The following is a 20,047-nucleotide window of genomic DNA, read 5'->3' on the forward strand; positions in this document are numbered from 1 at the left end:
CTGCGGCAATGCCTTTACCCAGAGAGGATACGACCCCGCCGGTCACAAAAATATAGTTCGTTGTCATGCTGAACCTGAGAAGTTAGGGTGAAACGATGGAATAACCAGGACGGGAAAGTAGTATACCCGAACACGGCGAACGCCACAAACATTCATTCTCGCTCTCCATTCTCTGGCTCAGGCAAAGATAAGGAGTGAGAAAATAGCCCCTTTTGGGTAAATGTTTTTGACGTAAATCAAGCGCTTGTCATTTTAAAAATCACACAAATCGCGCTTGATCGCAAAAAAGCGTTAGAGATCAGTTTCCTGTCGTTTTACTTCCTGCCACACGCTTTCCATCGCTTCGAGGTCGATCCCGGTCATTTCCAGGCCTCGCTCGCTAACAATGCGCTCAACTTCGCGGAATCGGCGCTCGAACTTGAGGTTCGCTTTTTGCAGCGCGGTTTCGGCTTTCACGCCCAAATGACGAGACAGATTGACGGTCGCAAACAGCAGGTCGCCCATCTCTTCTTCGAGCTTCGCTTCATCGATGACAGCCTGTTTGGCTTCATGCATCACTTCGTCGATTTCTTCATACACTTTGTCGAGGACCGGGCCCAGGGATGTCCAGTCAAAACCAACAGCAGAAACACGCTTCTGGATTTTATGCGAACGCATCAGCGCAGGCAGGCTGTGGGGAATGTCGTCCAGAGCTGAATGTTGTGCTTTTTCAGCACGTTCAGCGCTTTTGATGGCTTCCCAACGTGCCAGCACTTCCGTGCTGTTCTCAGCGGTCGCATCACCAAAAATATGCGGATGACGACGTTCCAGCTTGTCGCTGATTGCCGCGCAAATATCATCGAAGTTAAAGCGCCCTTCTTCCTGCGCCATTTGGGCGTAGAAAACGACCTGGAACAGCAGATCGCCCAGTTCGCCGCGCAGATCGTCGAAATCTTCGCGGGAGATAGCATCCAGCACTTCGTACGTCTCTTCGAGGGTATAGGGCGCGATGGTGGCAAACGTCTGCTCTTTATCCCACGGGCAGCCGTTTTCCGGGTCGCGCAGGCGTTTCATAATGCCAAGCAGGCGGTCGATTTGGGTCATGGGGGATCCTTGCTAAATTTGAGATTACTCCCTCACACCGGCCCTCTCCCTCAAGGGAGAGGGAGAAAACCGATCCCCCTCGCCCCTTTGGGGAGAGGGTTAGGGTGAGGGGAAAAAGTCAGCCGCCGTGTAAACGACGAGCGTCAATCACATCGGGCACCTGGTTCAGCTTGCCGAGCACACGGCCCAGCACCTGCAGGTTGTAGATTTCGATGGTCATGTCGATGGTGGCGAGCTGCTGTTTGGTGTCGCTACGGCTGGCCACGCCCAGCACGTTCACTTTCTCGTTGGCGAGAATGGTAGTGATATCGCGCAGCAAACCGCTACGGTCATTGGCCTGAACACGCACCACCAGCGAATAGCCAGCGGAATAGCTTTCACCCCATACCGCATCAACGATACGTTCCGGCGCGTGAGATTGCAGCTCCACCAGTTGATCGCAATCCGCGCGGTGCACGGAAATTCCGCGGCCTTGTGTGATGAACCCAACAATTTCATCGCCCGGTATCGGCTGGCAGCAACGTGCGATGTGATGCATCAGATTACCGACACCTTCCACCACCACGCGACCGTCGTCTTTCTTGCGGTTTTGATGCGGGTTGTAAGATTTCTGCTGTAGCTGTTTGAGCGCCGCCGCATCCTGCTCCGCCGCACTCGGCTTGTTGAACTGCGCCTGAAGGAAGTTGATCATCTGGTTGATGCGGATATCACCCCCGCCAATCGCCGCCAGCAACTCTTCCATTTCGTTGAAGTTGTAGCGCGGCAGCAGGTGCTTCTCCGCCTCTTTCAGATTGATGTCCAGACGTTCCAGCTCGTCATCAAGGATCTGACGCCCGGCGAGGATATTTTTATCGCGATCCTGTTTGCGGAACCAGGCCTGGATCTTGGAGCGACCGCGGCCCGTCGTGATGTAGCCCAGGTTCGGGTTCAGCCAGTCACGGCTTGGGTTAGGCTGCTTCTGAGTGATGATCTCAATCTGATCGCCCATTTGCAGCTGATAGGTGAAAGGCACGATGCGACCGCCAATTTTCGCGCCGATGCAACGGTGCCCCACGTCACTGTGAATGTGGTAGGCAAAGTCGAGCGGCGTGGAGCCCGCAGGCAAATCCACCACGTCGCCTTTTGGCGTAAACACGTAGACGCGATCGTCAAACACCTGGCTGCGAACTTCGTCGAGCATCTCGCCCGAATCCGCCATCTCTTCCTGCCAGGCAATCAGCTTACGCAGCCACGCAATGCGGTCCTCATGACCACGGCTGCCGCCAGATGCTGAACCTTCTTTGTATTTCCAGTGCGCCGCAACGCCCAGTTCAGACTCTTCGTGCATCTGGCGCGTACGAATCTGGATCTCAACCGTTTTGCCGCCCGGGCCTAACACCACGGTGTGAATCGACTGATAGCCGTTCGGTTTCGGGTTGGCAACGTAATCGTCAAATTCATCCGGTAGATGGCGGAAATGGGTGTGAACAATACCGAGAGCGGCGTAGCAGTCCTGCAGGCGTTCGGCGACAATGCGCACGGCGCGCACGTCGAACAGCTCATCAAACTGCAAATGCTTTTTCTGCATTTTGCGCCAGATGCTGTAGATGTGCTTCGGACGCCCGTAAACCTCGGCTTTGACGCCTTCTTCTTTGATGGAGGCACGCAGCGTACCGACGAATTCATCGATGTAGTGTTCGCGGTCGATGCGGCGCTCGTGGAGCAGTTTGGCGATTCGCTTATATTCCGCCGGATGCAGATAGCGGAAGCAGTAATCTTCCAGCTCCCATTTGAGCTGACCGATGCCGAGGCGGTTCGCCAGCGGCGCGTAGATATTGGTACATTCCTTCGCGGCCAGAACGCGTTCGTCTTCCGGCGCATCCTTCACTTCGCGCAGATGGGCAATGCGTTCGGCGAGCTTGATAACCACGCAGCGGAAATCATCGACCATTGCCAGCAGCATCCGGCGAACGTTATCCACCTGCTCTGACGACACCGAATCCGTGTGGGTTGCTTTCAGCTGGCGAATCGCGGCCATATCCCGCACGCCGTGGATCAGCGTGACTACCGATTTGCCAAAGGTTTCCTCCAGCTTCTCTTCGCTCACCACTTCGCTGACCACCAGCGGGTAAAGCAGCGCGGCACGGAGTGAATCGATATCCATATTCAGCATGGAGAGGATTTCAACCATCTCGACGCCGCGCCACAGCACGATATCCGCCTCAGGATGGTTGAGAGTTTGTTCGCGACAATATGTCCATGTCTCGGTTAAGCGCTCACACGACGGCTGGCTGGAAATGCCCAGGCTTGCTATCCATTTGACCGGATCAAACTCTCCAGCTTTATTAAGATGTGCACTGCGTACCGCAACCATTGTCCTCTCCTTTAGGGACCGGGCCTGTCGAAGTCGACAAGCCTTGATTCATTATTTGTGCTCAAACAGCACCATCGACTCCAGGTGCCCAGTGTGCGGGAACATGTCCAGCATTGCCAGACGCTGAATTTGATAGCCTGCGGCCAACAATACCTCGCTGTCGCGCGCCAGCGTTGCCGGGTTACAGGATACATACACCACCCGCTGCGGGGCCAATTTTACGACATGTTGCATCACACCCGGTGCGCCCGCTCTGGCAGGATCGAGTAAAACTTTGTCAAACCCGTTTTTTGCCCAGGCCTGCAACGTGACATCTTCTTCCAGATTTTCATGAAAGAATGTCACATTGGGTAAATCATTAAGTGTCGCATTCTGCTGGCCCTTCTCAACCAGCGCTGGCACGCCTTCCACGCCAACGACGCTTGCCGCCCGCTTCGCCAGCGGCAGGGTGAAATTGCCCATGCCGCAGAACAAATCCAGCACGCGATCGCCAGGCTGCACGTCCAGCCACGCCAGCGCGGTGTCGACCATCAGCTGATTAACGCCATCATTGACCTGAATAAAATCCCGCGGACTGAATGTTAAGCGTAGCCCGTCTGAGTGATAGCAGGGCGCTTCGCCGCTAACCTGTTCAATCGTTTCACTTTGCGGTGCCAGCCACAGCGCAAGCTGGTGAGTATGCGAAAACTGTTCCAGTTTTGCTTTATCGGCGGCAGAAAGCGGAGCGGTGTGGCGCAACACCATCAACGGGCCATTATCAGCTTGCACCAGTTCCACATGCCCTAAATGGCGAGCGCCTTTCAGCGAAGATAAACAATCACGCACGGCCGGGATTAATGTTTCAAGAGTGGGCACCAAAACGGGGCATTGCGTGACCTCAACGATATCGCTGGAGCCAGCCTGACGAAAACCCATCTGCAAGTGTTGGGTCTTTGGCTGATAATTCAAGCTAAGACGAGCGCGACGACGGTAGCCCCACGGCGATGCCGACAGCACGGCATCCACTTCGTGTTTCATCAAACGGGCCAGTGCCGCCTGCTTGCTGCGCTGCTGAAGGGCTACGCTCGCATGCTGCTGCTGACAGCCTCCGCACACGCCGAAATGAGGGCAGCGCGGCGTTTCACGCTCAGCACTGTCGTTCAGACGCCGTTTTACCTGTCCGCGAGCATACTGTTTTTTATCTTCGATAATCTTAATTTCAGCGCGCTCATCCGGCAGCAAGCTGTTGATAAAAAGCGTTTTACCGTGATGACGAGCCACACCCTGGCCAAAAGGGTCAAGGTCGCTTACCGTCACGGTTATGATCTCGCGCGTCGTCACGCGGCGTTTTGCAGAGTAGAATTGCGCCATTGTAGAGAGTTTTCTCAAACGTAGTGTGTTAACCCTGATTCTCCCATAACGGACCTCCATGACCAACTACAGCCTGCGTGCGCGCATGATGATCCTGATACTGGCCCCGACCGTCCTTATCGGTTTGCTGCTCAGCATCTTCTTTGTCGTTCACCGCTATCACGACCTGCAGCGCCAACTGGAAGACGCCGGTGCCAGCATCATTGAGCCGCTTGCGGTCTCCAGTGAATATGGCATGAACTTACAAAACCGCGAGTCAATCGGTCAGCTGATAAGCGTCCTGCACCGCCGCCATTCCGACATCGTGCGGGCCATTTCGGTGTACGACGAGCACAACAGGCTGTTTGTGACATCGAACTATCATCTTGATCCCAGCGAGCTCCAGCTGCCGAAAGGCGCCCCGCTGCCACGCCGATTGAGCGTCATTCGCAGCGGCGATCTGATGATCTTACGCACGCCCATTATCTCGGAAAGCTATTCGCCGGATGAATCACCCACGTCGGAAGCCAAAACGCCGGTCAATATGTTGGGCTACGTGGCGCTGGAGCTGGATCTCAAATCCGTGCGGCTGCAGCAATACAAAGAGATCTTTATCTCCAGCGTGATGATGCTGTTCTGCATTGGCATCGCACTCATCTTTGGCTGGCGACTGATGCGGGATGTCACCGGCCCGATTCGCAATATGGTGAATACCGTCGACAGAATTCGACGTGGGCAGCTTGATAGCCGCGTGGAAGGCTTTATGCTCGGCGAACTCGATATGCTGAAAAATGGCATCAACTCGATGGCGATGTCGCTCGCGGCCTATCATGAAGAGATGCAGCACAACGTCGACCAGGCCACGTCTGACCTGCGTGAAACGCTTGAACAGATGGAAATCCAGAACGTCGAATTGGATCTTGCCAAGAAACGCGCACAGGAAGCCGCGCGTATTAAATCAGAGTTCCTTGCCAACATGTCACACGAGCTGCGCACGCCGCTCAATGGCGTGATTGGCTTTACGCGCCTGACGCTGAAAACCGATCTTAACTCCACGCAGCGCGATCACCTCAACACCATTGAGCGCTCAGCGAACAACCTGCTGACCATCATTAACGACGTGCTGGACTTCTCGAAGCTGGAAGCGGGCAAGCTGATTCTGGAAAGCATTCCTTTCCCGCTGCGCAATTCGCTCGATGAAGTCGTCACCTTGCTGGCGCATTCCGCCCATGACAAGGGGCTTGAGCTCACGCTGAATATTAAAAATGACGTGCCGGACAATGTGATTGGCGATCCTCTGCGTCTGCAACAGGTCATCACCAACCTCGTCGGCAACGCCATCAAGTTTACCGAGCACGGCAACATTGATGTGCTGGTCGAGAAACGCTCTCTGAGCAACAACAAAGTGCAGATTGAAGTGCAAATCCGCGATACCGGAATTGGCATTCCGGAACAGGATCAGTCGCGGCTGTTCCAGGCTTTCCGCCAGGCAGATGCCAGCATTTCACGTCGTCACGGCGGTACCGGGTTAGGTCTTGTTATCACCCAGAAGCTGGTCAAAGAGATGGGCGGGGATATCTCCTTCCACAGCCAGCCAAATCGCGGCTCCACTTTCTGGTTCTTCATCAGTCTGGATTTGAACCCGAACGTCGTCTCTGAAGGCCCCATGACCGCGTGCCTGGCCGGCAAGCGGCTGGCCTACGTGGAAGCCAATGCCGCCGCTGCGCAATGCACCATGGACTTACTGGCCACCACACCGCTGGACGTGGTCTACAGCCCGACGTTTTCTGCCTTGCCAGACGATCACTACGATATTCTGTTGATCGCCGTTCCCGTTTCGATGCGTGATTTGAACATGCATTCAGACAAACTGGCACGCGCACACACCATGACGGATTTCCTGCTGCTGGCGCTGCCTTGCCACGCACAGGTGAATGCTGAAGAACTCAAACAAAACGGCGCTGCTGGCTGCTTGCTCAAGCCGCTGACGTCGACGCGTTTGCTCCCGGCGTTAACCGAGTATTGCCGCAGCAATCATCTGCCGGTCTCCCGGGAAAGCAGCGATCGTCGTCTGGGCATGACGGTCATGGCCGTTGACGACAATCCTGCCAACCTGAAACTGATAGGCGCCTTGCTGGAAGATCAGGTGCAGAATGTCGAGCTGTGTGACAGCGGCCAGGCCGCCATCGAACAGGCTAAACAGCAACAGTTCGATCTGATCCTGATGGACATTCAGATGCCGGATATGGACGGCATTCGCGCCTGCGAGCTGATTCGTCAGTTGCCTCACCAGCAGCAGACGCCGGTAATTGCCGTGACAGCTCACGCCATGGCAGGGCAAAAAGAGAAATTGCTGAGCGCCGGGATGAATGACTATCTGGCGAAACCGATTGAAGAGAGCAAGCTGCGTAATCTGCTCCATCGCTATCAACCCGGCATGACCGTCCCACTGATTGACACGTCAGAGCCGCAGCCACCGGTCAATATCAATACCACGCTCGATTGGTCGCTGGCGTTACGCCAGGCGGCCAATAAGCCTGATCTTGCCCGCGATATGTTGCAGATGCTGATCGCCTTCCTGCCTGAAGTGCGTAACAAAGTGGAAGAGCAGCTTGTCGGCGAGCAACCTGAAAAACTGGTCGATGCCATTCATAAGCTTCACGGGAGCTGCGGCTACAGCGGTGTGCCAAGGCTGAAAAATCTGTGTCACCTTATCGAAGGGCAACTGCGGGACGGTATTGCTCCGGAGGAGATGGAGCCGGAATTTCTGGAACTGCTGGATGAGATGGACAATGTGACCCGCGAAGCGCGGAAGATGCTGGGATAAGCAGGGTTGCCCTTTCACAAGGGCAACATCATTTAGCTGAGCAACGTCGCCCAGTGTTCAACCCAAGGGTTGGAAATGGTTTCTGGTTCAGGATCTTCGCTGGCATCAATCATCAGCATTTCACCAATGCGCTGCGCACCTTGTTCCTGCAGCAGCGCGTCAAAGCGCTTCCCCCCGCCGCAAAAATGGGAATAAGTACTGTCGCCAAGCGCAATAATGCCGTAGCGCAGATGGGGCTGGTACATGTCCTGAATGCCCTGATACAGCGGCACAATGCTGTCCGGCAAATCGCCCTGGCCCGTGGTGGACGTGACCACCAGCACATAGCTGCCCTGATATTTTTCCCAGTCGCCCACTTCAGGATCTTCAAACACCTGCGCCTTGTGACCATGAGCGCTAAGAATGGTTTGCGCCTCTTCCGCCACCAGCAGTGCGTTTCCGTACATGGTGCCGACAAAAATGCCTACGTCTGCCATTACTTTTCTCCCTGAATCATTCGGTTATGATCTCATCCTGACGGTTGTCAGAGGTAAACTCAACCCTTTCAACGGCAGGGAGAAGCCCGCGCCAGCCGAAATGTGACAATGCCTGCATCCAGACGTCATCCAGCCCGGCGCGGATAACCAGCGGTTCGCCGGTGAACGGGTGCGTAAGGTGCAGTTCGCTTGCATGTAGCATTAACCGATCGCAACCAAAATGCTCCGCCGCACTTCGGTTTTGGCGCAAATCGCCGTGCTTACTGTCGCCGATTATCGGGTGACGAAGATGGCTAAGATGGCGGCGTAACTGGTGCTTGCGGCCGGTTTTCGGCTCCAGTTCGACAAGGCCATAGCGCGTCGTGGGGTAACGTCCGGTTGCTACCGGCATTTCAACCGTGGCAAGCCCGCGATACTGCGTCACCGCTGGCTGCGGGTCTTTATCCTCGCGAGCATATTTATCGGCGATCTTGTCGAGTTCTTCCACCAGCGGATAATCAAGTACCGCTTCTTCCATCAGCCAGCCACGCACAATGGCGTGATAACGCTTCTGGATCTGGTGCTGTTCAAACTGCTGCGACAGCAAACGACCCGCTTCGCTGGAAAGCCCCATCAGCAAAACGCCGGATGTCGGGCGATCAAGGCGATGAACAGTAAAAACATGCTGGCCAATCTGGTCACGCACGGTCTGCATCACTACGACTTTCTCGTCACGATCGAGCCAGCTGCGATGGACGAGCCAGCCAGAAGGTTTGTTGACCGCGACCAGCCATTCGTCCTGATAGAGGATCTCCAGCATCAGTCGTCGTCGCCTGCGAACAGAGCGTCCAGTTGTTCAAGCTCTGGCAGGATAATGGCGCGAAACGGATGGCTCGCCTCAAGGGCAATTTCGTAATACGGCATCACGGCGAAGCTTTGCGGAAGCGGCTGTTCACTGTCGAGAAGCTGGTGCATGCGAGGGATCAACACCCACTGCAGCCACTCCAGCGGCTCAAGAGTATCCATACAGAAGGGTTGCGTGCTTTCAAATACGCTGGCGTCTGGCGGAAGATCCTGCCAGTGCTGATGCTCGCGTAATTGCGCTTCAATGGCCTGCAAACGCAGGCGGACACTGTCGTGATGAGTCATGGAAACCTCGAAAGAAACATCGAATGAAAATCTGCGGCGGAGAATACCACCAGTGCGGCGAGAAATAAAAAAAGGGAGCACTGTTTTCACAGTGCTCCCGGTTCGTTTCGCAGCAATCCAGCTACTTTTAGTGCTCCCTGCTCATCCGTGACAACTTTTCCTGTGGTCTCCTGACCTGTTCATCCGTAAACCGTTGCATCCTGCTCGCACCACCCCGATGCGATTAGACTTATCCGTAAGTGTGTCCTGATCTTCCTGATCCACCGGGCATCCTGACCGGCTCTCGTTCTCCATCCTGGAGGTGTCCTTTGCGCGTCCTACGCTATCCTTTCGCTTTCATCCTGAAAGCCTTCCTTGTAGCACCATCCTGGTGTATCCGCCTGAAACGTCATCATCCTGATGTTCGTTTCGTTGTCGCGTTCCCTGTCGACGTGTATAGAATCCTCTATTCCGCCTCGTCTTACAAGCCTCTTACAGTGAACACTTTAAGATTATCTTCATACGAAACTTTCGAATTTGCGAGGTAACTCGTTGATTTATGAAGGTTGACGCACAAGCGCAGCGGCAATGTCAGTCTTACACGGGGGCGATCTCTCACAATGCGTGTAAGAGATCTCTCACAAGAACCCCAGGCATATGGATTACAGAACAGGCTCGAGGTGAGTCAGGAAACTCGCAATGGAGGCAGAAAGGACGGTGCGGTTACGGGTGCCGAGTGTTTCAAGCACCACTTCGCCCGTCAGGTTGCACACCGAGATGACGTCCAGTTCGCTGTCCAGCGTGGCGATGAACAACGTCGGCGATAATTTAAGGCGCTTCTGTGTGACCAAATGACCAATCAGATTTTCCTGCACACGCTGGAAATCTTCCGGGCTCCAGACTTGCAATAACGTCAATTGACGCTCACCAAACCTGGCCGGCATATCACCCGCAAACTGGGTGGTATAATAAGTTTGAAGCGGGGGTTGTACCACAATGTCCAACGCCCTTTCAACCGCTTCAAGTGTTGACGCGGGGCTGAATGGCTGCGGTTGCCAAAAAACAGCATCCTGACTGGTCGACACCACACAAGGTGATGGCACGCCGTAAAGGTCTTCGCTGCGAGCGGGCGTTCCATCACGCTGCTGCCATGCCGCGCAAAAACGTTGGGTAAAAGCGTCTAAGGCTTCTGCGGTTTGTGGTTCCACTGCTTTCTCTCTCCAGGTCAGCCAGGATAAACTCATCCTGATAGTCTACCTGCTTTATGACGGTGAAACATGTCCTCTTATGAAAATCATCAGGCGCTTTCTGGCCTGACGCTCGGTAAATCAACGGATTACCGTGATGTGTACGATGCAACGCTGCTACAAGCTGTTCCACGTAGCCTGAATCGCGATCCGCTGGGTCTGCGTGCTGATGCCCTGCCGTTTCACGGCGGCGATATCTGGACGCTCTATGAACTCTCCTGGCTCAACGCCAAAGGCTTACCGCAAGTCGCCGTCGGCCATGTGGAACTGAGCGATACCAGCGTGAATCTGGTGGAATCGAAAAGTTTTAAGCTCTACCTCAACAGTTTCAATCAGACACGCTTTGCCGATTGGGAAGCCGTCCGCTCCACGCTGGAACGCGATCTCAGCGCCTGCGCCGAAGGTAAAGTGACCGTCGCCTTATATCGACTGGATGAAATTGAAGGTCAGCCGATTGCGCACTTCCATGGCACCTGCATCGACGATCAGGACATCGAGATTGAAAGCTATGAATTTAGCGCCGATTATTTGCAGGATGCGGCCAGTGGCAAGATTGTAGAAGAAACGCTGGTCAGCCACCTGCTGAAATCGAACTGCCTGATAACTCATCAGCCGGATTGGGGCTCTGTGCAGATCCAGTACCGTGGACCGAAAATCGACAGAGAAAAACTGTTGCGCTATCTGGTCTCGTTCCGCCACCACAATGAGTTCCATGAACAGTGCGTGGAGCGCATTTTCAGCGACATCCAGCGCTTCTGCCAGCCTGAAAGCCTGAGCGTTTACGCACGCTATACCCGTCGCGGTGGACTGGATATTAACCCCTGGCGCAGTAACACCGATTTCGTTCCCGCCATCGGGCGACTGGTTCGCCAGTAACATAAATCATTGCAAAATAAAGCACGGTTTCGACCGTGCTTTTTCTTGTGGAAATCAGACAGGCAAGGCTATTGTAATCAACAGGGAAGACGATACTCGTCCCGTAAGGAGTTCACTTGATTACACATATTAGCCCACTTGGCTCAATGGATATGCTGTCGCAGTTGGAAGTTGATATGCTGAAAAGCAATGCCAGCAGCGACCTTTATCAGTTGTTCCGCAACTGTTCACTGGCAGTGCTTAACTCAGGGAGTCTCACCGACAACAGTAAAGAGCTGCTTTCCCGTTTTGAGAATTTTGAGATTAACGTGCTGCGTCGCGAGCGCGGCGTAAAACTGGAACTGATCAATCCGCCAGAAGACGCTTTCGTCGATGGACGTATTATTCGCTCTCTTCAGGCCAACCTGTTTGCCGTCCTGCGCGATATTCTGTTCGTTTACGGGCAAATCCATAACACCGTTCGTTTCCCTAATCTCGACCTTGAGAGTTCAACCCACATCACCAACCTGGTGTTCTCCATCCTGCGTAACGCCCGGGCGCTGCACGTTGGGGAAGCACCGAGCATGGTTGTGTGCTGGGGCGGTCACTCAATTAATGAAAATGAGTATCTGTATGCTCGTCGCGTTGGCACTCAGCTTGGTCTGCGCGAACTGAATATCTGCACCGGCTGTGGCCCGGGCGCGATGGAAGCCCCGATGAAAGGTGCGGCGGTCGGTCACGCTCAGCAGCGTTATAAAGAAGGGCGTTTTATAGGCATGACTGAACCGTCCATCATTGCCGCTGAGCCGCCAAACCCGCTGGTGAATGAACTGATCATCATGCCGGATATCGAAAAGCGTCTGGAAGCGTTCGTCCGTATCGCCCACGGGATAATCATCTTCCCGGGCGGTGTCGGTACCGCGGAAGAGCTGCTTTATCTGTTGGGCATTCTGATGAACCCGGCAAATAAAAACCAGGTACTGCCGCTGATCCTCACCGGCCCGAAAGAGAGCGCCGATTACTTCCGCGTGCTGGATGATTTCATCGTCCATACGCTGGGTGAAGCCGCTCGCCGTCACTATCGCATTATCGTGGATGACCCGGCAGAAGTGGCGCGTCAGATGAAGAAAGCGATGCCGCTGGTGAAAGAGAACCGTCGTGATACCGGCGATGCGTATAGCTTCAACTGGTCGATGCGTATCGCGCCCGATCTTCAGCAGCCGTTTGAACCGACGCACGAAAACATGGCGAACCTGAAGCTGTATCCGGATCAGCCAGTGGAAGTGTTAGCCGCCGACCTGCGCCGAGCGTTCTCGGGCATCGTAGCCGGTAACGTCAAAGAAGTGGGCATTCGCGCTATCGAAGAGCATGGACCGTATAAAATCCACGGTGACAGCGACATGATGCGCAGAATGGACAACCTGCTGCAAAGCTTCGTGGCGCAGCACCGTATGAAGCTGCCAGGCTCCGCCTACATCCCTTGCTACGAAATCTGTTCCTGATGTTTTGAACAACACCCGAGGGCGGCCAATAAGCCGCCCTTATCTTTTGCTGAGATAAGAAACACTATCCGTTCATTTACTGCGATAAATATTCATCAAAATTATATTAAGTCGCATAAAACCGCTATTTAGCCTGCTTTAATCCGCATAAAATCTGATTCAGCGCCCCTTAACTTCCCTTGCGTACGCTGAAAATGGTAGCCTTCACGCCCTTAAATTTTACCTAACCGCATAAAACCAGACTGATGGTCTAATAAGTAACGCTCAGAAAGTGTTTTATCGCATTTGGGATCATGATCACTGATACATTGATGAGTTAAATGTATCTTTCCGCCCCCATAGAGATACGGGTAAAAATCATAAAAAACGCCCGTTTTGCACGAATTTATTTTACCGTCAGCCACTTATTCATTGGATTTGACTAAAAAACTGACAAATTGCTTCCTCCAGGAGATACAGATGGAAACCACTCAAACCAGCACCCTCGTTTCGGCTGAGAGCCGTAGCGGATGGCGTAAGACGGATACTATGTGGATGCTGGGCCTTTATGGCACCGCGATTGGCGCAGGCGTACTGTTCCTGCCAATCAACGCCGGGGTTGGCGGAATGATCCCGCTGATCATCATGGCGATTATTGCCTTCCCGATGACCTATTTTGCTCACCGTGGCCTGACTCGCTTTGTGTTATCCGGTAAAAATCCGGGCGAAGACATCACTGAAGTCGTGGAAGAGCACTTCGGTATTGGCGCAGGCAAACTGATTACCCTGCTCTACTTCTTCGCGATTTACCCGATCCTGCTGGTTTACAGCGTGGCTATCACCAACACCGTTGAGAGCTTTATGACTCACCAGTTGGCGATGACCCCTCCACCGCGCGCCATTCTGTCGCTGATCCTGATTGTCGGCATGATGACTATCGTGCGCTTCGGTGAGCAGATGATTGTAAAAGCGATGAGCATCCTGGTGTTCCCGTTTGTGGTGGCCCTGATGCTGCTGGCCTGCTACCTGATCCCACAGTGGAACGGCGCAGCGCTGGAAACCCTGTCACTGAGCAGTGCTAACGCCACCGGCAACGGTTTGTGGATGACTCTGTGGCTGGCGATCCCGGTGATGGTCTTCTCCTTCAACCACTCCCCGATCATCTCCTCTTTCGCCGTGGCGAAACGTGAAGAGTACGGTCAGGATGCCGAGAAGAAGTGCTCCAAAATTCTGGCCTTCGCTCACATCATGATGGTACTGACCGTGATGTTCTTCGTGTTCAGCTGCGTGCTGAGCCTCTCTCCGGCAGACCTGGCGTCCGCGAAAGAGCAGAACATCTCTATTCTGTCTTACCTGGCGAACCACTTTAACGCCCCGCTGATTGCGTGGATGGCCCCGATCATCGCGATTATCGCTATCACCAAATCCTTCCTCGGCCACTACCTGGGCGCGCGTGAAGGCTTCAACGGGATGGTGATTAAATCTCTGCGTAGCCGCGGTAAAACCATTGAAGTGAGCCGTCTGAACAAGATGACTGCTGTGTTCATGCTGGTGACCACCTGGATTGTGGCGACCCTGAACCCAAGCATCCTCGGTATGATTGAAACGCTCGGCGGCCCAATCATCGCGATGATCCTGTTCCTGATGCCGATGTATGCGATTCAGAAAGTCCCTGCGATGCGCAAATACAGCGGCCACATCAGCAACGTGTTTGTGGTCATCATGGGCCTCATCGCCATCTCCGCGATTTTCTACTCCCTGTTCGGTTAATTCCCCGAGCCGCCTGAGGGCGGCTCTTTTCTTTACAGCAATGGACGCATCATGATCAGCGTATTCGATATTTTCAAAATCGGCATTGGTCCTTCCAGCTCACACACTGTGGGGCCAATGAAAGCGGGCAAGCAATTCACGGACGACCTGATTGCACGCGGGATCTTAAACGACACCACCCGCGTGGTTGTCGATGTCTACGGCTCACTTTCTCTGACCGGGAAAGGCCACCACACCGACATCGCCATTATCATGGGTCTGGCGGGTAATCTGCCGGATACCGTCGATATCGATGCTATCCCCGCTTTTATCCAGGATGTGAACACTCACGGCCGCCTGCTGCTGGCAAACGGTCAGCACGAAGTCGAGTTTCCTGTCGATCGGTGCATGAATTTCCATGCCGACAATCTTTCCCTGCATGAAAACGGCATGCGCATTACTGCGTTGAGCGGTGAGAAAGCGGTCTACAGCCAGACGTATTACTCCATCGGCGGCGGCTTTATTGTCGATGAAGACCATTTTGGGCAGAGTAACGAGGCACCGGTTGCTGTGCCCTATCCGTACAAAACCGCAGCCGATTTGCAGCGTCACTGCCAGGAAACAGGGCTCTCCCTTTCCGGCCTGATGATGCAGAACGAACTGGCACTGCACAGCAAAGAAGAGCTGGAACAGCACTTCGCCGCGGTGTGGGACGTAATGAAGTCGGGCATCGAGCGTGGGATCACCACCGAAGGTGTGCTGCCGGGCAAACTCCGCGTACCTCGTCGTGCTGCCGCACTCCGTCGTATGTTGGTCAGCCAGGACAAAACCACCAGCGATCCCATGGCGGTTGTTGACTGGATTAACATGTTCGCACTTGCCGTGAATGAAGAGAATGCGGCGGGTGGTCGCGTAGTGACTGCGCCAACCAACGGTGCCTGTGGCATTGTTCCGGCGGTGCTGGCCTACTATGACAAGTTCATTCGTGAAGTGAACGCTAACTCTCTGGCACGCTACATGCTGGTCGCCAGTGCGATTGGTTCACTGTACAAAATGAACGCCTCCATTTCCGGCGCGGAAGTAGGCTGTCAGGGTGAAGTCGGCGTAGCTTGCTCGATGGCTGCGGCGGGTCTGGCGGAACTGCTGGGCGGAAGCCCTACGCAGGTTTGTATTGCCGCAGAAATCGGCATGGAACACAACCTTGGATTGACCTGCGATCCGGTGGCAGGCCAGGTTCAGGTGCCTTGCATCGAGCGTAATGCGATTGCATCGGTGAAAGCCGTGAACGCTGCGCGTATGGCTATTCGCCGTACCAGCGAGCCCCGCGTGTGCCTCGATAAGGTTATCGAAACCATGTACGAAACCGGCAAGGACATGAACGCCAAATACCGCGAAACCTCTCGCGGCGGCCTGGCGATGAAGATTGTCACCTGCGATTAAGCCCCTTAAGATGCCTCGTTCTGCGAGGCATCTTCCCGTTTTTACTGCTTACATAGCCTCATCTTTCCCCGGATGTTACCCTAAGCGCCTTGCTATCAAGGAGGGTACTCATGGCCGTACATCTGCTTATCGTCGATGCACTCAATCTGATTCGCCGTATTCACGCGGTTCAGGGTTCCCCCTGCGCTGACACCTGTCTGCACGCGCTTGAACAGCTCATCGTGCACAGCCACCCGACGCACGCCGTGGCGGTTTTTGATGATGAAGCCCGCAACCAGGGCTGGCGGCATCAGCGCCTGCCGGATTACAAAGCCGGACGTTCCCCAATGCCCGACGATCTGCATGCTGAGATGGACGCCATCCGCAACGTCTTTGAGAAACGTGGCGTACGCTGCTGGGGTTCAGCAGGAAGTGAAGCAGACGATCTCGCTGCCACCCTCGCGGTGAAAGTAGCAAGCGCAGGCCATCAGGCGACTATCGTTTCCACCGACAAAGGCTACTGCCAGCTGTTATCGCCGACCATTCGCATCCGTGACTACTTCCAGAAACGCTGGCTGGACGCGCCGTTTATTGCCCAGGAGTTTGGCGTAAAGCCAGAGCAACTGCCGGACTACTGGGGGCTGGCGGGGATCAGCAGCTCGAAAGTACCTGGCGTAGCAGGCATTGGGCCGAAAAGTGCCACGGAACTGTTATCGCAGTTCGCAACGCTAGAAGCGCTGTATGAGCATCTGGATGACGTGCCGGAGAAGTGGCGCAAAAAGCTGGCTGAGCATAAAGAGATGGCGTTTATCTGCCGGGAAGTGGCGACGCTACAGACGGATTTACAGCTGGACGGGAATTTGCAGCAGTTGAGGCTGGCGAAATAACAACACTGCCCGGAGGCGCTGATTGCCCGGTGGCGGCTACGCCTTACCGGGCCTACAAACCGGGCCGACGGACTTGTAGGCCGGGCAAACGAAGTGCCGCCCGGCAACAAATCACCGCTCGTCGCGACGACCACCCACGGCGGCCCACATACGGCGCACGTGGACAGTCACTTCTTCACGATCGTGATAAAGCTGGCGAGCCTGAATCTGCGCCGCAATCCCATGCTCATCCAGCTGCGCCTGAATATACGCCAGATTCTGCGACACCTCTTCGTAGCGTTTTTTCATCGGCAGCTTGAGGTTAAAGATGGTTTCGCGACACCAGCCATTCACCAGCCACTGCGCCATCAGCGCGGCAACCTTCGCGGGTTTCTCGACCATGTCGCATACCATCCATGAGATGTTGTTGCGCGTTGGGCGATAGCGGAAACCATCTTCACGCAGCCAGGTCACCTGCCCGGTATCCATCAGGCTTTGCGCCATCGGGCCGTTATCGACAGAGGAGACCCACATGTTGCGTTTCACCAGCTGATAGGTCCAGCCGCCCGGACACGCACCCAAATCAACCGCATACATGCCGTTCGCCAGACGCTCATCCCACTCATCGGCCGGAATAAACACGTGAAACGCCTCTTCCAGTTTCAGGGTCGAACGGCTTGGCGCATCAGACGGGAACTTCAGGCGTGGAATGCCCATATAGAACGGAGAGTTGTTGGTGGTCAGTGAATAGCCCACATAGCAACAGCCTGGCGCAATAAAGAACACGTGCACCACAGGCCGTTTCGGCGTTTCGTAGCCTGCCAGCACATTCACTTCACGAAGTGCAGCGCGCAGCGGCACGGTGAATTTGCGGCAGAACTTCATCAGCTCTTTGCTTTCGTTGGTGTCAGCCACTTCCACGCGCAAATCGCCGCCCTTCTCCACCACGCCTGTTAGCATTCCCACCACTGGCGTGATGCGGTCTTCCGGCGGCAGATCGGTTAACAGCTCGCAGGCCACAAACATCTGACGGGCGAAAATCAGCGAGGCAAACGGCAGCTCTTTAATCAGCTTCTCCGCTTCGCCTTCCTGATAGCACTCAAAAATCACATACCCCGAGTTGTCTTTTACTCGGGCAAAACCATAGACGCCAAGGCGCGATGCCTTGTCAGAAATCTCTGCTGCGCACTCTTTCTCAAAACCCTGACGGCTGTAGAGGACAACCTTATTCATGCGCGATACCTTTACGCTTTAAACGAATAGCGCCAATCAGCATCAGCACCCAACCGGCGAGGAAGCTAACGCCGCCCACCGGAGTGACAAATGCCCACAGGCGTAAATGCGACAGCGCCAGACAATAAAGGCTGCCGCTGAATAATACGGTTCCCAGCGCCATAAACACGCTGCTCCAGTAGAACCAGATGCTGATACGGCGCTGCATCGCCACCGCCAGCCCAAAAATCGCCAGCGTGTGAAACGCCTGATACTCAAGGCCGGTCTGGATCCAGCCCATCTCGACAACGCCGAGGGTTTTACTCAATACATGTGCCCCGAAGGCGCCCAGAGCAACAAAAACAAAGCCACTGATGGCCGCAAAAATCAGCATGAAGCGACTGGTCATGTCATTATCCTGAAGTCATTTATTGTTCGTAACGGAAGCGAAATTTCTCTTGCTCGCTTGCCGCTTTCGCCAGTATCCACTGCCGGAAAGCGGCTATTTTACCCAGTTCTGCCTGGCTGTCATGGCAAACGAGGTAAAACGCATTTTTGCTGACCAGAACATCATTAAACGGGCAAACCAAACGGCCTGCCTCAATTTCGGACTGCGCCATCACGTTGTTGGCCAGTGCGATCCCTTGTCCGTGGATTGCCGCCTGCAGCACCATGGCGCTGTGGCTGAAGATCGGTCCTTGTTGAACATTGATATGGTTTAAGCCCAACTGGCGCGTGTACGTCTGCCAGTCGCGGCGTGAAGCATCGTGCAATAAAGTATGTTGCGCCAGGTCAGCTGGTGTTTTCAACGCCTTATCGCCGGTTAACAGCAATGGCGAGCAAACAGGCAGCAAATATTCGGCGTACAGCTTCTCAACCCTCAGGCCCGGCCAGTTCCCCCGGCCATAAAAAATAGCCACGTCCACATCGTCCGCCAGCTTGTCTTCCTGACGGTCTACCGCCTGGATCCTGACGTCAATTCCCGGATAAGTTGAGTTAAAGCTTGCAAGCCGTGGCACCAGCCATTGAATGGCAAAACTGGGCAACATACTGACCGTCAGCGCCCCTTTTGCGCTTCGGGCCTGAAGTTTACGCGTTGCTTCGGTTAATTGCGAAAAGATCTCTTTGATGTCCTGAAAATAGCTCTGCCCTTCTTCAGTCAGCAACAGCGAACGGTTGCGACGACGAAAGAGCTTCAGGCCCAGGAAATCCTCAAGAGACTTGATCTGATGGCTCACCGCGGCCTGGGTGACGAAGAGCTCATCGGCGGCGCGAGTGAAGCTAAGATGACGGGCGGCGGCATCAAATACACGTAATGCATTCAGAGGAGGTAAACGCTTCGACATGATTGTTTTGGCTTAGATGTTAACTCGATTTAACAATTAGATTACATCATGTAACCTATTAGTTTTTTTTATCTGAGCCATTATAAATTGTCCGTTGAGCTTCTACCAGCAAATACCTATAGTGGCGGCACTTCCTGAGCCGGAACGAAAAGCTTTTTTCGGAATGCGTGTTCTGATGGGCTTTTGGCTTACGGTTGTGATGTTGTGTTGTTGTGTTTGCAATTGGTCTGGAGTTCAGACCTCGGTAGCAAGACTACCCCTTTTCACTTCCTGTACATTTACCCTGTCTGTCCATAGTGATTCAATGTAGCACCGCCGAATGCGGTGCTTTTTTTTGCTTTAAAATCAGCCGTTAGTTGTCCATTTCGACCATTTCTTTCACGTCGCTACGGTTGATTTGCTGCTTGTTACCATTGGCGTCTTTATAGGAAATCATACCGGTATCGTTATCGGTTTGTGGCTTACCGTCGGCGATAATAGTACGACCGTCATTGGTATGCATCACGTAGTTCGGGCCCGAGCAGGCGCTCAGGGCAAAAGTCAGCATACAGGCAGAAATGATTGCGGCAGTCTTTTTCATGTTCTTCTCCTTTCAGCAATTCATGCTGGGTTTCGAGCTTCAATTAACAGGCTAAAACAGTCGCCTAACATAATTCAGCATAACGCACTACCCACGGTTCGCCACTCATCCCAGAAA

The 20,047-nt window shown here is 54.2% G+C and carries 18 protein-coding genes; 6 read left to right on the forward strand and 12 right to left on the reverse strand.

The features are described from left to right. The 4 genes from ACRCWW_RS19085 to rlmD all read right to left on the reverse strand — a co-directional run. The coding region (locus tag ACRCWW_RS19085; protein WP_376753179.1) for a hypothetical protein at window positions 1-67 on the reverse strand (67 nt) is incomplete at its 3' end. Window positions 68-291: 224 nt separating this feature from the next. After that, complete coding sequence (gene mazG / locus ACRCWW_RS19090; protein ID WP_438683792.1) at window positions 292-1,083, reverse strand: nucleoside triphosphate pyrophosphohydrolase; 792 nt, start codon at window positions 1,081-1,083, stop codon at window positions 292-294. A 118-nt stretch (window positions 1,084-1,201) separates the two neighbouring features. Further along, window positions 1,202-3,436, reverse strand: coding sequence for a GTP diphosphokinase (relA, locus tag ACRCWW_RS19095; RefSeq protein WP_438683793.1), 2,235 nt, complete (start codon window positions 3,434-3,436; stop codon window positions 1,202-1,204). A gap of 51 nt (window positions 3,437-3,487) precedes the next feature. After that, window positions 3,488-4,786 (reverse strand): 23S rRNA (uracil(1939)-C(5))-methyltransferase RlmD, encoded by a 1,299-nt coding sequence (gene rlmD, locus ACRCWW_RS19100; RefSeq protein WP_438683794.1) that lies wholly within the window; start codon window positions 4,784-4,786, stop codon window positions 3,488-3,490. Window positions 4,787-4,844: 58 nt separating this feature from the next. Here rlmD and barA point away from each other — a divergent pair, with 58 nt between their 5' ends. Then, window positions 4,845-7,592, forward strand: coding sequence for a two-component sensor histidine kinase BarA (gene barA / locus ACRCWW_RS19105; protein ID WP_438683795.1), 2,748 nt, complete (start codon window positions 4,845-4,847; stop codon window positions 7,590-7,592). 32 nt (window positions 7,593-7,624) lie between these two features. Here the strand turns inward: barA and ACRCWW_RS19110 are convergent, their stop codons facing one another. The 4 genes from ACRCWW_RS19110 to syd all read right to left on the reverse strand — a co-directional run bounded on the left by ACRCWW_RS19110 (window position 7,625) and on the right by syd (window position 10,383). Further along, the gene (locus tag ACRCWW_RS19110; protein ID WP_438683796.1) at window positions 7,625-8,068 is read right to left on the reverse strand and encodes a flavodoxin; all 444 of its coding nucleotides are present in this window, start codon (window positions 8,066-8,068) and stop codon (window positions 7,625-7,627) included. A gap of 16 nt (window positions 8,069-8,084) precedes the next feature. Further along, a complete protein-coding gene (truC, locus tag ACRCWW_RS19115; RefSeq protein ID WP_438683797.1) occupies window positions 8,085-8,867 on the reverse strand; it encodes a tRNA pseudouridine(65) synthase TruC in 783 nt (260 codons plus the stop codon). Then, window positions 8,867-9,196, reverse strand: coding sequence for a YqcC family protein (locus tag ACRCWW_RS19120; RefSeq protein WP_438683798.1), 330 nt, complete (start codon window positions 9,194-9,196; stop codon window positions 8,867-8,869). The genes truC and ACRCWW_RS19120 overlap by 1 nt, the downstream gene beginning before the upstream one ends. A 641-nt stretch (window positions 9,197-9,837) precedes the next feature. Then, the gene (syd, locus tag ACRCWW_RS19125; protein WP_438683799.1) at window positions 9,838-10,383 is read right to left on the reverse strand and encodes a SecY-interacting protein; all 546 of its coding nucleotides are present in this window, start codon (window positions 10,381-10,383) and stop codon (window positions 9,838-9,840) included. Between the two features lie 69 nt (window positions 10,384-10,452). On the opposite strand from syd, the gene queF reads away from it, so the two are divergent. From queF to xni, 5 genes are all read left to right on the forward strand, one after another. Continuing rightward, on the forward strand, window positions 10,453-11,298 hold the full coding sequence (queF, locus tag ACRCWW_RS19130; protein WP_438683800.1) for an NADPH-dependent 7-cyano-7-deazaguanine reductase QueF: 846 nt from the start codon (window positions 10,453-10,455) through the stop codon (window positions 11,296-11,298). A 116-nt stretch (window positions 11,299-11,414) separates the two neighbouring features. Next, window positions 11,415-12,779 (forward strand): nucleotide 5'-monophosphate nucleosidase PpnN, encoded by a 1,365-nt coding sequence (ppnN, locus tag ACRCWW_RS19135; RefSeq protein ID WP_404658370.1) that lies wholly within the window; start codon window positions 11,415-11,417, stop codon window positions 12,777-12,779. 459 nt (window positions 12,780-13,238) lie between these two features. After that, the gene (locus ACRCWW_RS19140) at window positions 13,239-14,528 is read left to right on the forward strand and encodes an HAAAP family serine/threonine permease (protein ID WP_438683801.1); all 1,290 of its coding nucleotides are present in this window, start codon (window positions 13,239-13,241) and stop codon (window positions 14,526-14,528) included. A 51-nt stretch (window positions 14,529-14,579) separates the two neighbouring features. Next, on the forward strand, window positions 14,580-15,947 hold the full coding sequence (locus ACRCWW_RS19145) for an L-serine ammonia-lyase (RefSeq protein ID WP_438683802.1): 1,368 nt from the start codon (window positions 14,580-14,582) through the stop codon (window positions 15,945-15,947). A 110-nt stretch (window positions 15,948-16,057) separates the two neighbouring features. Then, window positions 16,058-16,813: a flap endonuclease Xni gene (gene xni / locus ACRCWW_RS19150; RefSeq protein WP_438683803.1), complete on the forward strand. Its 756-nt coding sequence runs from the start codon at window positions 16,058-16,060 to the stop codon at window positions 16,811-16,813. Between the two features lie 111 nt (window positions 16,814-16,924). Here the strand turns inward: xni and rlmM are convergent, their stop codons facing one another. The 4 genes from rlmM to ACRCWW_RS19170 form a co-directional block, all read right to left on the reverse strand. Then, window positions 16,925-18,025, reverse strand: a complete 1,101-nt coding sequence (gene rlmM / locus ACRCWW_RS19155; RefSeq protein WP_438683804.1) for a 23S rRNA (cytidine(2498)-2'-O)-methyltransferase RlmM — start codon at window positions 18,023-18,025, stop codon at window positions 16,925-16,927. Beyond that, window positions 18,018-18,413 carry a DUF423 domain-containing protein gene (locus tag ACRCWW_RS19160; RefSeq protein ID WP_330982905.1) on the reverse strand — a complete coding sequence of 132 codons (396 nt, stop codon included), beginning with the start codon at window positions 18,411-18,413 and terminating at the stop codon, window positions 18,018-18,020. The genes rlmM and ACRCWW_RS19160 overlap by 8 nt, the downstream gene beginning before the upstream one ends. A 19-nt stretch (window positions 18,414-18,432) precedes the next feature. After that, the gene (gene gcvA, locus ACRCWW_RS19165) at window positions 18,433-19,350 is read right to left on the reverse strand and encodes a glycine cleavage system transcriptional regulator GcvA (protein WP_404658375.1); all 918 of its coding nucleotides are present in this window, start codon (window positions 19,348-19,350) and stop codon (window positions 18,433-18,435) included. Window positions 19,351-19,702: 352 nt separating this feature from the next. Beyond that, window positions 19,703-19,930, reverse strand: coding sequence for a YgdI/YgdR family lipoprotein (locus tag ACRCWW_RS19170; RefSeq protein WP_438683805.1), 228 nt, complete (start codon window positions 19,928-19,930; stop codon window positions 19,703-19,705). Window positions 19,931-20,047 lie beyond the last annotated feature (117 nt).

Source organism: Scandinavium sp. (assembly GCF_051650185.1).
GTDB lineage: Bacteria > Pseudomonadota > Gammaproteobacteria > Enterobacterales > Enterobacteriaceae > Scandinavium.